The organism is Kribbella sp. NPDC004138, from assembly GCF_053603655.1.
In genome coordinates, this window is the sequence record NZ_JBSGFZ010000028.1 from 73,146 (window position 1) to 87,428 (window position 14,283).

10 protein-coding genes are annotated in these 14,283 nt (G+C 69.3%); 5 read left to right on the forward strand and 5 right to left on the reverse strand.

Annotated features, from left to right (window positions below):
• Positions 1–45: 45 nt before the first annotated feature.
• The 5 genes from ACWEOO_RS33600 to ACWEOO_RS33620 form a co-directional block, all read right to left on the reverse strand.
• Positions 46–552 carry a hypothetical protein gene (locus tag ACWEOO_RS33600; protein ID WP_452146454.1) on the reverse strand — a complete coding sequence of 169 codons (507 nt, stop codon included), beginning with the start codon at positions 550–552 and terminating at the stop codon, positions 46–48.
• A gap of 13 nt (positions 553–565) precedes the next feature.
• The gene (locus ACWEOO_RS33605; RefSeq protein ID WP_452146455.1) at positions 566–2,140 is read right to left on the reverse strand and encodes a nitric oxide synthase oxygenase; all 1,575 of its coding nucleotides are present in this window, start codon (positions 2,138–2,140) and stop codon (positions 566–568) included.
• A 42-nt stretch (positions 2,141–2,182) separates the two neighbouring features.
• On the reverse strand, positions 2,183–2,812 hold the full coding sequence (locus ACWEOO_RS33610) for a DivIVA domain-containing protein (RefSeq protein ID WP_452146456.1): 630 nt from the start codon (positions 2,810–2,812) through the stop codon (positions 2,183–2,185).
• Complete coding sequence (locus tag ACWEOO_RS33615) at positions 2,809–3,990, reverse strand: globin domain-containing protein (RefSeq protein WP_359938021.1); 1,182 nt, start codon at positions 3,988–3,990, stop codon at positions 2,809–2,811. Before ACWEOO_RS33615 ends, ACWEOO_RS33610 begins: the two co-directional genes overlap by 4 nt.
• Positions 3,991–4,271: 281 nt before the next feature.
• The gene (locus tag ACWEOO_RS33620) at positions 4,272–6,164 is read right to left on the reverse strand and encodes a hypothetical protein (protein WP_452146457.1); all 1,893 of its coding nucleotides are present in this window, start codon (positions 6,162–6,164) and stop codon (positions 4,272–4,274) included.
• 129 nt (positions 6,165–6,293) lie between these two features.
• On the opposite strand from ACWEOO_RS33620, the gene ACWEOO_RS33625 reads away from it, so the two are divergent.
• The 5 genes from ACWEOO_RS33625 (at position 6,294) to ACWEOO_RS33645 (ending at position 14,277) form a co-directional block, all read left to right on the forward strand.
• On the forward strand, positions 6,294–7,355 hold the full coding sequence (locus ACWEOO_RS33625; protein ID WP_452146458.1) for an ATP-binding protein: 1,062 nt from the start codon (positions 6,294–6,296) through the stop codon (positions 7,353–7,355).
• The gene (locus ACWEOO_RS33630; RefSeq protein WP_452146459.1) at positions 7,348–9,129 is read left to right on the forward strand and encodes a vWA domain-containing protein; all 1,782 of its coding nucleotides are present in this window, start codon (positions 7,348–7,350) and stop codon (positions 9,127–9,129) included. The genes ACWEOO_RS33625 and ACWEOO_RS33630 overlap by 8 nt, the downstream gene beginning before the upstream one ends.
• A 64-nt stretch (positions 9,130–9,193) precedes the next feature.
• Positions 9,194–10,423: an MFS transporter gene (locus ACWEOO_RS33635; protein WP_452146460.1), complete on the forward strand. Its 1,230-nt coding sequence runs from the start codon at positions 9,194–9,196 to the stop codon at positions 10,421–10,423.
• A gap of 318 nt (positions 10,424–10,741) precedes the next feature.
• Positions 10,742–12,406, forward strand: coding sequence for an ABC transporter ATP-binding protein (locus tag ACWEOO_RS33640; protein ID WP_452146461.1), 1,665 nt, complete (start codon positions 10,742–10,744; stop codon positions 12,404–12,406).
• Positions 12,403–14,277: an ABC transporter ATP-binding protein gene (locus ACWEOO_RS33645; protein ID WP_452146462.1), complete on the forward strand. Its 1,875-nt coding sequence runs from the start codon at positions 12,403–12,405 to the stop codon at positions 14,275–14,277. The genes ACWEOO_RS33640 and ACWEOO_RS33645 overlap by 4 nt, the downstream gene beginning before the upstream one ends.
• Positions 14,278–14,283: the final 6 nt, after the last annotated feature.

Here is a 14,283-nt window from a genome sequence, read left to right on the forward strand (position 1 = left end):
GCTTCTTCGTGTCGGATCGCCCGGGAAGGTGGTTGGGGCGCGCCGCTACCGGTGTAGGCGGTGTAGCCAGCGCGTCGCCTGGGACGGCCGGGTGAGGTGGAGGAACTTGAGGTTCGGCAGGTCGGGGCGTGTGAGGGGCGTGCGGCCCTCCTGGCGACGGACTTGGTGGGATGTCCAGGTCCAGCGCAGCGGATGCTGAGGATCACGCCAGATGGCTGATCCTCCGGGCTTGTGCGCTCCGGCTGGTCGGCGGGTCAGCTCGATCGTGACGGTCCGGCGCAACGCTCGCCACACGACCAGAGGCTTCGGGTAGTCGAGGAAGACGACCGTGTCCGCCGCCCGGTAGATGAGCTCGTCGGCGTAGTACGGCGCCCCGTCGAGGATCCATCGGGGCCGGACGGCCAACTCGGCCAAGGCTTCGAGGTATTCGCGCGATCCCATCGTGCCCAGTGTGTCCCGCTCGGTCAGGGGCAACGCCGTGCGCGCGGCCAGCTCTCTCGCGAGGGTCGACTTGCCGCTGCCGGCGCAGCCCATGACCACTACCCGGTCCACGCCTCCAAGAATGTCAGGGAAACGCGGGTGGGCCGCCGTGGAGGGAGCGGCAGGTGGCTCCGGGGTCGGTGAAGAAGTTGGGGACCTGGGTCTTGGCGTCGTAGTAGCGGTGGAAGACGGGGGTCTGGGAGCCGGACAGGGGCGGGACGATCCAGCTCCAGTCGGCGGGACATTCGCGGCCGGCGCGCTCCTCTTTCTCCAGGTGGATGAGGAACCTGCGGGACTCGGTGTGGTGGTCGCTGACGGTGACGCCGTTCAGGTTGAACGAGTGCAGGACCGCGCGGTTGATCTCGACCAGCGCCTGGTCGCGCCACAGCGTCGCCTCGTGTGAGGTGTCCAGCCCCATCCGCTCGGCGACCTGGGGCACCAGGTCGTACCGGTCGCTGTCGGCCAGGTTGCGGGCGCCGATCTCCGTGCCCATGTACCAGCCGTTGAACGGTGCCGCCGGATACGAGACACCGCCGATGTCGAGCCGGTTGTTGCTGATCACCGGTACGGCGTGCCAGCGCAGCCCGAGCCCCGCGAACCAGGGCAGCTCGGGGTGCTCCAGCGGGACCTCCTGCACCGCGTCGACGGGCAGCTGGAACATCCGCGGCCCCTCGTCGACGGTCTCCACGACGAGCGGGAGTACGTCGAACGCGCCCGGCCGGTCGGGCGGCCGCCACCCGCGCTGGATGAGCTTCGTGGTGAACGCGCGATAGCGGGGATCGCCGAGCGATCGCCCGTTCGGCTGCTCGTACCCGGCGTACCGGATGAGTTGCTCGTTCCAGATCCTGGGCGCGGGCCGGTTCGGCGTCTCGGGGGCGAACACGCTGATCATCGGCCGGATCTTGCCGCCGTTGTGCGCGCTCCGCAGGTGATCGAAGCAGTGCGCGGCGACGCTGCCGGCGTCGGACACCGTCCGCAGGTCGCGCACTTGCAGGCTCCGCCAGTACAGCCTGCCGATGCACCGCTTGTTGTTGCGCCACGCGACGCGGGCGCCGAACGTCAGCTCGTCGGCGGTGTGCCAGTACGTCCCGGTCAGGTCGATCTCCTGCATGACCGCGGCGAGCCGTGGCTCGAGCCGCCCGGCCCGCGGGTTCTCGGCGTGGAAGAGCTCGAGGAACTCCTTCGCCGCGGCCCGGACCGCCTCGATGTCGGCGACGTCGGGCGCAGGCTCCGGTACGGGCGCGCCTGACGAGACCGGACAGCCGGTACGCCGGTCACCGCCCGGCTGCTCGGCGTCAACCTGGAGCCGAGGCCCTCCGCCCTGCAGGCGAGACCTGCCGCCCCGGCGGCGAGGTCCGAGCCGAGGCTCGCCCGCTGCGGGTCGGGAGTCGCCGGCCTGGGCTCGGGATTCGCCGGGTTGGGGACGCTGGGTGCCGGGGCGTGCCTCGATGGCGTACGCGACGCAGATTCCCACCGCCAGGAAGAGAATTGCCGCGCCGAGGGCGATCGCGACGACTGTCGGGAGGTCGCCGCCGAGGCCGAGCGCGCCGACGACGCCGGCCGCCACGGCCAGCCCGAGAGCCGCCAGCGGGCGGGCCAACGGGCGTGCGGGCAGGCGGCGAACAGACGCCGGCGCTTGATGGGCCGGAAGGCCCAACATGTCGTCCTCTGCGGGAGCGGGTCTCAGAGGAGCTCGCACCGGTCAGTCCGAGCTCGGAGACACGGGGCCGCTCCCGTTCCGCAGGCGGACCTGCCAGTCACTCATGTCGTCGAACCAGGCGTCCTTCTGGCGGGCCTCCGGCTCGCCGGGGACCGCTGCGCTCCCGATCCGGTCGACCTCGGTGGCGAACGTGTCCACGATCGACTGCATCCGCACCTGGGCCGTCTGGGCGTACGAGCGGACCTGCTGCCCGGCCGAGTCCATCGCCTCCTCGACGATTCGGCGCTCGTGGGCGCGGGCCTGCCCGATGCGCTCGCGGGCGTCGCGGCTGACGTCCTGGACCATTTCCTCGGCGACGAGCTGCGCCTGGCTGAACAGCTGGACGATCTGCTCGTTAACGCGGTCGCCTGCCTGCTCGTACTCGTCCACCTGTGTCTGCGCGCGCTGGAGCTCGGCCCGGGTGCGCTGCAGCTCTGCCTGGAGACGCTGGTTCTCGGCCCGACTCTCGCTGAGGTCGCTGGCCGTTGCGTGGACCTGCTCGGCCACCACGTCGAGGTAGTCGTACACCTGGTCGGCGTCGAGACCCCGTAGCCGGCGCTGGAACGTCTCGCCCCGGATCGCTTCGGGTGTCCGGTAGTGCGGAGAGCCGTGGCGGTGCTTTCCGTTCGTCACTTGTTGTCTCCTGACCTGGTCAACGCTGGGCCGGCGGTGGCGGTGTGCTCGTCAACGGCCGCGTAGTAGAAGTGCTCGTACTTGATGTGCTCGGTGTCGACACCGGCGGCGGCGAGCCTCTCCAGCGTGTGCGCGACCATCTGCGGTCCGCCACACACCATCGCCGTACGCCCGTGCAGGTCCTGCTGCGCCGCGATCGTCCCGGCCTTGCCGCGCGTCCCCGGGTAGGACGCGTCGTCGGACACGACCTCCGTGTAGTCGAACCACGGCCGGGTCTGAGCCAGCTCTCGCAACCGGGGGCGCTCGTACAGGTGCCAGGGCATCCGTACGCCGTGCAACAGCTGGACCCGCGGCGCTGTGCGCGTCCGGTTCCACTCGTTGTCGATCTGCTCCAGGACCGCGAGCAGCGGGGCGAGACCCGTTCCGCCGGCGACCATCAGCAGGTCCCGTACGTCGTCGTCGCGCCGGGTCAGCCGCTCGCCGACCGGCGCGCCCAGCTTCACGGCGTCACCGGCTTTGAGCGACCGTACGACGCTCGGGCTCACCTGACCGCCGTCGATCTGCTGGACGTGCAGGTCGATCGAGCCGTCGGCGCGCGGGGCGTTCGCCGGGCTGAAGTACCGCCACATCTTGGGGCGCTGCGGGATCTCCATCGAGATGGACTGACCGGGGCGGAAGTAGTACGCGCGCCGCGGCCGGACCGTGAGCAGGGTGAGATCCATGGTGCGCCGCTCGACCGAGAGCACGTCGGCGTCCCACCAGTCCGGGCTGGTCTCCGACGACGTCTCCGCGGACTCGACCATGATCCGGGCGATCACCTGGTAGGCGGCCGTCCAGTGCATGGCGAGGTCCTCGTCCCACTCGGGGCCGAGGAAGTGCTTCAGGGTCGCGCAGAGCGAGGCGCCGACGGCGTTGTAGTGCTCCGCGACGACGGCGTACTTGCGGTGGTCGCGGCCGAGGTGCTGCAGGAAGGCCGCGTCCTGATCGATGTGGTTGGCATGGCTGACGATCCGGCCGAGCGCGCTGACGAACTTGTCCCGCTGGCCCGACATCGAGAGCGGAAACATCGCGCGTACTTCGGGGTAGGAGACGAACAGGTGTGAGTAGAAGTACAGCGGCACCTGTTCACCGTGTCGCGTCACCCGGTCCCAGCTGTCCTGGAGGGCGTTGGCATCCATCGGGCTTCGCTATCCGGCTCGAGAAGGCAGCTCCTCGAAAGGTGCGAACGGCCCGTCAGCGGGCGCGATTGACTGCCGTTCGTCGGCAGGTCGCGCCGACGGATACTGCGTTGACAAGGGTGCCCTCCCAGTTTCAGTCCCCGAGTCTTGTTCTTCAGTCCTCTGTTTGTCTCCGCGGAGACCTACCCCCGGGCTCTGGCACCGAAACCGCCAATCGGACTTGAACGTGCCGAAAACCCCCAGCCCCGCTCAAACCCTTTGAATTCAAACGATTGAGAGTCTCAGGAGGCCCTGAGGAAGGCGATGCCGTCGACGGTGGCCGGGGCTGTGGAGGTGGAGATGATTTTCAGGGCTCCGGTGCGGAACGGGGTCGTGGGGAGGTAGGTGACCACTCGGCTGGTGGTGGAGGCCGCGAGTGAGACGGTGCCGATCTTGATGTTGGCGTGGTAGATGTCCACGCGGCCTTGGCCCGGGCCGTGCAGGGCTACCAGGGCGATGCGCAGGCCTGCCTCGGTCGCCTTGGTCAGGTAGGCGCCGTTGGCCTTGAGGATGGTGGTGGTGCCCTGGAACGCGAGCGTGCTCGTGGAGCGGGTGACCGTGCCGGCTGACGTGAGCGCGCGGTCATCCTCGGGGGCGACCGAGCAGATCGGAGCCGACCAGGCGGAGAGGTTGCCCAGGTAGTCGCGGGCGCGAACCATGAAGCACTCGTCCCAACCGAGACGCGGCGCCCAGGTGATCGACGTGATGCGCGTGTTCTGCCAGACCGCCGGGTAGATCCACTTCCCGAACGCGACACCCGGCGCAGCGGTCTTGTAGACCACGTCGTACGACGCGATGTCGGTGTCGTCCTTGTACGCCCAGCGCACCGTCGCGGATCCACTGAGCTGGACGCGATCACCGATCCGCCACGTGACCAGCGACGGAGCGGTCCCGTCCACGTCACTGCAGTACGACGCGCTCCACGCGCTCAGGTTGCCGGCGTAGTCGCGCGCCCGCACCTGCCAGCACGTATCGGTGCCGATCGGCGCGGTAAGACTCGCTCCGGTCGTCTTCAGCCCCTGCCACGCGGCAGGCTGGACCCACGCGCCGTACGGCGACGTGCGGTTCGGGCGCTGCTGGTACTGGAGGTCGTAGCTGTTCACACCCGTCGCCGGCGAGTTCGGGTCCTGCGGGTCGTCGTACGCCCACTCGAAGGACAGACTCGTGTTGTCGCGGATCCGGTCACCCGCCGACGCAGCGGTCAGTACGGGCGCCACGGTGTCGGGGCGCTGCTGCGGGTCTGCGGTCAGCCAGCTCAGCGTGATCACGCGAGGCTTGCTCGACGCGTCGGCGTACACGATCTTCGCCAGTCCGGAGCCGTCCGCGCGGAAGGTCGGAGTAGCGGTGCGGATCGGCCCGTACCGCCGCTGGCCCAGCGCCGGGTCGTTGAGATCGGTCACCAGCAGGTCGGAGCCGGACGTCTGCACCGCGAAGCCGTTGCCCAACTGAGAGTCCGCGGCCACGGACAGGTTGCGCGGCGGCTGCGGCCCGTTGACGTCCACGACCTGGTTGCAGCCGCTCAGCACAGCCCACCGGCCGTTGACGTCGTCGGGGCCGACTGTGCACGCGCCGGCGACCAGCACGGTCTTCACCACACCGGTCGTTAGGTTCTTGCCGTCCAGATGCCCCGGCTCGGTCACCTTCCAGACCGTGTCGCCCGCCATGGCGAACGGCGGGGCGAAGTCGGCCAGCTTGGCCTTCGTCGCGACGTCGTACACCTCAGCCGTCGCCGCCGCGGCCGCCCGGTGCGAGACGAGCTTGCCGCCCTTCCCCAGCACCACCTCGTCCGTCGCGGGGAACGTGAGCCCGCCGACCTTCGCCGTACCGCTGTCGAAGGTCAGCAGCGACGACCCTTCGACCTGCAGCGGCTTGCCGTCGTTCGAGCCTCCGGAGGCCGTCCAGGTGGTCCCGTTGTTGCTCGTCTCGTAGACAGGGTTCGAAACGACCACGCGCGTACCCGACATCCCGACGTCGACCGCGGTCTTCCCCGGGACGAGCACACCCTCCCCCAGGTGCTCCGGCGGGTCTGCCGCCATCACCTGCGACGACACCGTCAACGGCAGCAGTACGACGGCACAGACAGCAGCCGCCTTCACGCGAAAGTTCGGCACAGCAGACCCCCAGTACTCCTTCATCGTCGCGCCGCACCCTAGCCAGTAACCACCGGTAACGGAAGCACCCTGGAAAACCGCGTGACACACAGTGACCGCAGGAGGATCCTGAAGGGCTGGCCAACAGTCACTCACCAACCATGAAGGGAACTGATGCAGGCGGGAATCACGGTGTCGGCGGCCGAGCTGCCCGAAGTACTGCTGCACGTGGCAGTGGTACGCCCGGTCTTCCTCTGGGGCGCACCGGGGATCGGGAAGAGCAGTCTGGTGCGAGCGTTCGCGGAATCGCTCGGTCTGGAATGCGTCACGCTCCTGGGCACCCAGCTGGCGCCGGAGGACCTGATCGGCGTACCGCAGATCGTCGACGGCCGCAGCCGGTTCGCACCGCCGGTGGCGATCGCCCGCGACGAGCCGTACTGCCTGTTCCTGGACGAGCTGAACGCGTCCTCCGCCGAGGTGCAGAAGGCCTTCTACTCGCTGATCCTGGACCGCCGCATCGGCGAGTACGAGCTGCCCGAGGGCTCCGTCGTGATCGGGGCCGGCAACCGCGCCACCGACAACGCCCTGGCACGCCCGATGGCCAGCGCCCTGGTCAACCGGCTCGTGCACATCCACCTGCGCGCCTCCGCGACCGACTGGCTGCGGTGGGCAGGGACGGCGGGCATCCACCCGTGGGTGCTCGAGTACCTGCGCAACCGTCCGGACCACCTATGGACCGCGCCGCCGAAGACCGAGGAGCCGTTCTCGACGCCACGCAGCTGGCACATGCTGTCGGACGCCCTCCTGTCGTACGGCGACGACGTGTCCGATGAGACCCTCCGTGTCCTTGCCTTCGGCACCTTGTCGGCGGCGCACGCGTCGACGTTCCGCGCCTACGTGAAGACGGTGCGGCACGCGTTCGGCCTGGACGCCGTACTGAAGGGCGAGACCGGCTGGCCGTCCGCGCCGGAGGACCGGGACCTGCTGTACTTCCTGGCCGAGACGTTCCGGGCCCGGCTGGTCAAGGAACTGGCCGCCGACAAGGCGTCCGCGAGCCCCGCGGCCCGTCAGCTCGCACACCGCGGCAAGGCGCTGCTCGTCGAGCTGGCGGAGATCTCGCTGGAGGTGGCGCAGCTGGTGATCGCGGCCGACGACGACGGCCGCCCGGTGCTGCCGACGTGGTTCCTGGTCGAGGTCAGCCGCGACCTGCCGCGTCTCGTGGCCGCACGTGCCTAAGAAGAAGGCGCGACGGGACCCGGCCTGGGAGGCGATCCAGGCCGGCTGGGGCGTCATCGCGCGGCACCCGCTGTTCGCGCCGATGGCGGACTGGGCGCACAGCCCGCTCCGCGACGACAGCTGCCCGGCGGACGGCTGGGCGACCATCGACTCGAACGGTCAGATCCGTACGCACCGGGTGCGCCGGGCGACGCCGGAGGAATGGTCCTGGGTCTTCGCGCACCTGCTGATCCACCTCGGCCTCGGCCACGCCGAGCGGGACCTGCCGGCAGCTGACCAGGCCAGGAGCGCCTCGTACGACGTGGCGGTCAACCGCTACCTCCAGTCGCTCAAACTCGGTACGCCGGTCGTCGACCTCCCGGTGTCCTTCCCAGCCATGGAGGAGGACGCGCTGGCGCGGCTGTGGCGGCGGGAGGGCGTACCGGCGGACTACGAGCGCCTCGGCGTTGCCGGTCACGCACCGGACGTTCAGACCGCCCGCTGGAACGGCTGGGGCAGGCCGCCGAACTGGAGCGAGCTGTTCGCCGCCGGCCTCTCGGCTGCCGCCGCGGCGGCTGTCGACGTTGCAGGCGGCGCATGCTCCTCGCTGACCGCGGGTCGCGACGGGAGGGACAAGTGGGACCTGGCTCTCGGCTGGTTCGTGTCGTCGTACCCGCTGCTCGGCGCGATCGCATCGAGCATGAAGGTCGTCGCCGAGACCGAACTCGCGCGCGGCTGGGACATCCACACCGCGGCGGTCAACGCGTCCGCCGGCGAGATCTACATCAACCCGCTCACCGACCTCACGCTCGGCGAGTGGCGGTTCGTGATGGCGCACGAGATGCTGCACGCCGCGCTCCGGCACGGTGAGCGCGTCGGCGGCCGCGACCCGTACCTGTGGAACGTCGCCGCCGACCTGGTGATCAACGGCTGGCTCCTGGAGATGGGAGTCGGCACGATGCCCGACGGAGCCCTCCACGACCCCGCACTCAAGGGCATGTCCGCCGAGGAGGTCTACGACCGCATCGCCACCGACCTGCGCCGCTACCGCAAGCTGGCGACGCTGCGCGGAGTCGGTCTCGGCGACGTCCTCGGGCACCCGCTCCCGCATGCAGGCGAGGCTGCCCGCGCGGCCGGGCTGGACGACATCTACCATCGCGCGTTGAGCACCGGGCTGGCGTATCACGACTCCTCCCGGGGCACGCTGCCTGCCGGACTCGTCGAGGAGATCCGCGCGCTGGACCACCCACCGCTCGCCTGGGACGCGCAGCTGGCGCGCTGGTTCGAGGAGCACGTCCCGGCCATCGAGAAGACCCGGACGTATGCCCGTGCCTCGCGGCGCCAGTCCGGTACGCCGGACATCCCGCGGCCCGGCTGGATCCGCCCCGTCGAGCTCGAACGGCTCCCGACGTACGGCGTCGTTCTGGACACGTCCGGCTCGATGGACCGCGAGCTCCTCGGCAAGGCACTCGGCGCGATCGCGTCGTACTCACGCGCCCGCGACGTACCGGCCGCGCGGGTCGTGTACTGCGACGCCGCGGCGTACGACGCCGGCTACGTGCCGGTGGACGACATCGCGGGCCGCGTGAAGGTGCACGGTCGCGGCGGGACCGTGCTGCAGCCCGGTGTCGACCTTCTCGAGCGCGCAGCTGACTTCCCTGCGCACGGGCCGATCCTGCTCATCACCGACGGCCAGTGCGACGTCGTCCGGGTACGGCGGGAGCACGCGTGGCTGGTCCCCCGTGGCGCGTCGCTGCCCTTCACCGCAAGGGGTCCTGTGTTTCGCGTGGAGTGAACTGCATCTGCTCACGGCGAACAGGCGTAGTCGGACGACTCTGCTGAGTGACAGGTTCACCGGCATGGCATGGGTCGTGAGAGGCGAGTTCCGCAAGCTGTGGATCGGGCAGCTGGTGTCGGCGTCGGGCAGTGCGGTCACCACTGTCGCGCTGCCGCTGGTGGCTGTCGTCAGCCTGCAGGCGTCAGCAGTGCAGATGGGTGCGTTGTCGGCGTTGACGATCGCGCCGCACCTCGTGTTCGGGCTGCTGGCCGGCGTCTGGGTCGACAGGTGGTCCCTGCGTCGCGTGCTGATCTGGACCGATGTCGGTCGGCTGTTCCTGCTCGGCTCAGTGCCGGCCGCGGCGGCACTGGGCTGGCTGCGCATCGAGCAGCTGTACGCCGTCGCCGTACTGACCGGAGTGCTGACTCTGCTGTCCGACACCGCGTCCCAGACGATGATCCCGTGGCTGGTGCCACGGGCGGAGCTGATGCAGGCGAACAGCGCCGCGCTGCTCAATCTCAACCTCGCCTCCACGCTCGGTCCCTCCGCGGCCGGCTTCCTCGTGCAGGTGCTCACGGCGCCGTTCGCGATCGTCGTCGACGCGGCGTCGTACGTCGTGTCGACGGTGGCGGCGTACCTCATCCGTGAGCCCGCCCGTGGAGCTGTGCCGGAGCGGTCCCAGGTACGGCTGTCGGCGGGACTGCGCGTGCTGTTCGGCGACCGGATGCTCCGGCCGCTCGTGGTGTCCGCGGCTGTTGCGGCCATGGCCGGAGCGATGCAGGGACCGCTGGTCGTGCTGTTCCTCATCCGGGAGCTGCACAAGTCACCGGCGTTCGTCGGGCTCTCGCTGACCGCGTTCGGTGCTGCCGCGGTGGCGGGTACCTTCGTCGCCCCCGGCTGGTGCCGGCGCGTGGGAATCGGCCGCTCTTATCTCAGCGGTGTGTTTCTGGCGTCACTCAACGCCGTCGCATTGTTCACCGGCGTGACGCCGCTCATCTTGGTCGGACAGGTACTCGCCGGGCTCGGTATGTCCCTATTCGCCGTCCCGCAGCGGACCCTGCGGCAGTCCATGGCCCCACCGCACCTGCTGGGCCAGGTGACCGCCTCGTGGCGGACCCTGGTGATCGGCGGCCAGACCGTCGGCGCAGCCGCCTCCGGCGTGCTGGCCACCGCGATCCAGATCCGCCCGACGCTGTTGCTGGCCACCGGAGGCATGCTCGGCGGGCTGCTGATCGCCCTGTGCTCCCCGCTCCGGGACCTCCGGGAACTGCCCGAAGAGGCATCAGGCCGGCGATCGATCGCCGCGCACTGATCATGGAACGTGATAGGTCCGGAACCCCTCGCCGCCTGACACCCGGACGGCCTATTGCGACAAGCGGTAATTCATCGCCCGGGAATGGAATTGGCAGGACAAGCGCTTACCCACTGGGCGATACTGGAAAGTGCGCCGTTTTCAGGTCGCCGAAACCCTTTGACGAAGTAGATGGGAAGTGCGCCCGTCCAGATGCCCTCCGAGCACGCTGTCCAAGCGCCGTCGATCGCTGCCCCTACCACCCGTGCCCCCGAACGTAGCCGCAATCTGTGGCGGCTGCGTCCCTATCTGAAGCCCCACCGCTGGCGCCTCTCGGTGATGTTCACCACCGCGATGCTCGGCGTCGCCGTCAGCCTCACCGTCCCGCTGGTCACCAGGGCCATCATCGACGGACCGGTCACCCGGCGCGAGCTGAGCATGCTGGTCCCGCTGGCCCTGCTGGCGCTCGGACTCAGCATCTCCGAGGTCCTCCTGGTCTGGATGCGCCGCTGGGCGCAGTCCCGGACCGTCAGCGACCTGGAGGCCACGCTCCGGCACGACCTGTACGTCCGGCTGCAGTCGCTGCCGATGGAGTTCCACACCCGCTGGCAGAGCGGCCAGCTGCTGTCCCGCGTCACCACCGACCTGTCCACCATCCGCCGGTTCATGGGCTTCGGCCTGCTGTTCCTGGTGATGAACATCCTGCAGCTGGTCGTGGTCACGATCCTGCTGCTCCAGCTCTACTGGCCGCTCGGTCTGGTGGTCCTCGTGGCCGCCGTGCCGATCGTGATGGTCTCGCTGAAGTTCGAGAAGAAGTACCTGCGGATCTCCCGCAAGGTGCAGGACCAGCAGGGCGACCTGGCCACCCGGATCGAGGAGTCGGCGCTCGGCTTCCGGGTGATCAAGGCGTTCGGCCGCCGGCCGCACGTCCAGGCGCAGTTCGACGACGAGGCGACCACGCTGTACCACACCGAGGTCGAGAAGGTCCGGCTCGCATCCCGGTTCTGGAGCTTCCTCGGCGTCATCCCGAACCTGACCCTGGTGATCGTGCTGCTGCTCGGCGCGCTCGCCGTCGGCCGGGAGGCGATCACGCTCGGCACCCTGGTCGCGTTCATCACGCTGATGCTGTCGCTGGTCTGGCCGGTCACCTCGCTCGGCGCGATCCTCGCGATGGCCCAGGAGGCGATGACCGCGGCGGACCGGATCAGCGAGATCCTCGACACCCACTCGGTGATCAAGTCCGGCGCGGAGGAACTCACCCACCCGCGCGGTCACCTGCGCTTCGAGCACGTCGGGTTCCGGTTCTCCGACGACTCGACCGAGGTGCTGCACGACATCAACCTCGACCTGACCCCTGGTACGACGCTCGCACTGGTCGGCGCCACCGGGTCCGGCAAGACCACACTGACCGCACTGATCCCCCGGCTGTACGACGTGACTGCGGGGCGGATCACCATCGACGGACACGACATCCGGGACCTGACCCTGGTGTCGCTGCGGACCGCGGTCGCCTCCGCGTTCGACGACCCCACGCTGTTCTCCATGAGCGTCCGGGAGAACCTCACGCTCGGCCGTCCGGACGCCACCGACGCCGAGGTCCAGCAGGCACTGGAGGTCGCCCAGGCACAGTTCGCCAACGACCTCCCGTGGGGCCTCGAGACACGCGTCGGCGAGCAAGGCATGTCGCTGTCGGGCGGTCAGCGCCAGCGGCTCGCACTGGCGCGGGCGGTGCTCGCCAAGCCCGCCGTACTGGTGCTGGACGACACCCTGTCGGCTCTCGACGTACACACCGAGGCCCTGGTCGAGGAAGCGCTGCAGAACGTGCTCTCCGAGACCACCGGCATCGTGGTCGCGCACCGCGCGTCGACGGTGATGCTGGCCGACAAGGTCGCACTGCTGCAGAACGGCACAGTCACCCACGTAGGAACCCATCAAGAACTACTGGCCACGGTGCCCGAGTACCGGCACCTGCTGGCAGCGGAGGAAGAGGAGGTGCACGCATGACGACGACCCAGCAGACACCTCCTCCCGAGGATGTGAAGGACGACCAGCTGCCGGAAGAGCAGAGCTGGCGGGGGCAGTTCGAGGAGGACCCCGACCGGGAGATCTCCCGGGCCACCAGCATCCGGCTGAAGGAGGACTCCCGGAAGCTGCTCGGTGAGCTGCTCAGGCCGTACCAGAAGCTGATCTGGCTGCTGATCGTGATCGTGATCGTCGAGAACGGCGCCCGGCTCGCCGTGCCGTACCTGGTCCACCTGGGCATCGACAACGGCATCCCGCCGATCCTCGCCGGCCAGGGCTCGCGGGAGCTGATCACGATCGTGATCGCCGTGCTCGCCTCGGCACTGCTGCAGGCGTGGGCACGGCAGCTGTTCCTGATGCGCTCCGGCCGGCTCGGCCAGACCATCCTGCTCGGTCTGCGGCGCCGGGTCTTCGACCACTTCCAGCGGCTCAGCCCGGCGTTCCACGACAAGTTCACCTCGGGCCGGGTGATCTCCCGGCTGACGTCCGACGTCCAGGTCATCGACGAGATGCTGGCGAATGGGTTCGACGGTCTGGTCACCGCCGCGCTGACGCTGGTGGGTACGGCGATCATCCTGCTCACGCTGGACCTCAAGCTGGGTCTGCTCGCGCTGCTGTCGTTCCCGGCGCTGCTGCTCCTGACGGCGTGGTTCCGGAAGCGGTCCGCGGTCGTCTACCGGCAGACCCGGGAGGCGGTCGTGCTGGTCATCGTGCACTTCGTCGAGTCGATGACCGGTATCCGCGCGGTGCAGGCGTTCCGTCGCGAGCCGCGCAACGAGGAGATCTTCCACGGCGTCAACGACCGCTACCGGAAGGCGAACCTGGAGTCGTTCCGGCTGAACGCGATCTTCATGCCCTCGATCAAGGGCGTCGGCAACATCACCATCGTCGCAATCCTGGCGTACGGCGGTTACCAGGCCTACCACGGCCACGTGACGGTCGGCGTCCTGACGGCGTTCCTGCTGTACCTGCGGCAGTTCTTCGAGCCGCTGCAGGACATCTCGCAGTTCTACAACACCTTCTTGTCCGCGTCGGCGGCGCTGGAGAAGCTGTCCGGTGTGCTGAACGAGACCCCGGACGTGCCGGAGCCGATCCAGCCGGCGAAGCCGGGCCCGGCGCACGGTCACCTCGAGCTGCGGAACGTCCGCTTCGAGTACGTCGACGGCGTACCGGTGCTGCCCGGTCTGCAGCTGGACGTGCCGGCCGGTCAGACACTGGCTCTGGTCGGCACGACGGGTGCCGGCAAGACCACGATCGCCAAGCTGGTGGCCAGGTTCTACGACCCGACGGGCGGGCATGTGCTGCTCGACGGTGTCGACCTGCGGGACCTGTCCGAGGACGACCTGCGCGAGCGGGTCGTGATGGTGACGCAGGAGAACTTCCTCTTCACCGGCTCGGTCGCGGACAACATCCGGTTCGGCAAGCCGGACGCCACGATGGAGGAGGTCGTCGAGGCCGCGAAGGTGATCGGCGCGCACGACTTCATCATGGCGCTGCCGAACGGCTACGAGACCGCGGTCGAGAAGCGCGGCTCGCGGTTGTCCGCGGGGCAGCGGCAACTGGTCGCGTTCGCGCGGGCGTTCCTGGCCAACCCCGCGGTGCTGATCCTGGATGAGGCGACGTCGAGCCTGGACATCCCCAGCGAACGGCTGATCCAGCGGGCGCTGAAGACGATCCTGGCCGACCGTACGGCGATCGTCATCGCCCACCGGTTGTCCACGGTCGAGACCGCCGACCGCGTCCTGGTGCTGGAATACGGCCAGATCATCGAGGACGGCGCACCCGACCACCTGATCACGGTGGACGGCCACTACGCCGGACTGCACCAGGCCTGGGAAGAATCCTTGGCCTGACCTGAC

Excerpts from the sequence above, each read along its gene's own strand:
- ACWEOO_RS33605 (WP_452146455.1), bottom strand. The coding sequence starts at position 2,140 with ATGTTGGGCCTTCCGGCCCATCAAGCGCCGGCGTCTGTTCGCCGCCTG.
- ACWEOO_RS33615 (WP_359938021.1), bottom strand. The coding sequence starts at position 3,990 with ATGGATGCCAACGCCCTCCAGGACAGCTGGGACCGGGTGACGCGACAC.
- ACWEOO_RS33620 (WP_452146457.1), bottom strand. The coding sequence starts at position 6,164 with ATGAAGGAGTACTGGGGGTCTGCTGTGCCGAACTTTCGCGTGAAGGCG.
- ACWEOO_RS33625 (WP_452146458.1), top strand. The coding sequence starts at position 6,294 with ATGCAGGCGGGAATCACGGTGTCGGCGGCCGAGCTGCCCGAAGTACTG.
- ACWEOO_RS33635 (WP_452146460.1), top strand. The coding sequence starts at position 9,194 with ATGGCATGGGTCGTGAGAGGCGAGTTCCGCAAGCTGTGGATCGGGCAG.
- ACWEOO_RS33640 (WP_452146461.1), top strand. The coding sequence starts at position 10,742 with ATGTTCACCACCGCGATGCTCGGCGTCGCCGTCAGCCTCACCGTCCCG.
- ACWEOO_RS33645 (WP_452146462.1), top strand. The coding sequence starts at position 12,403 with ATGACGACGACCCAGCAGACACCTCCTCCCGAGGATGTGAAGGACGAC.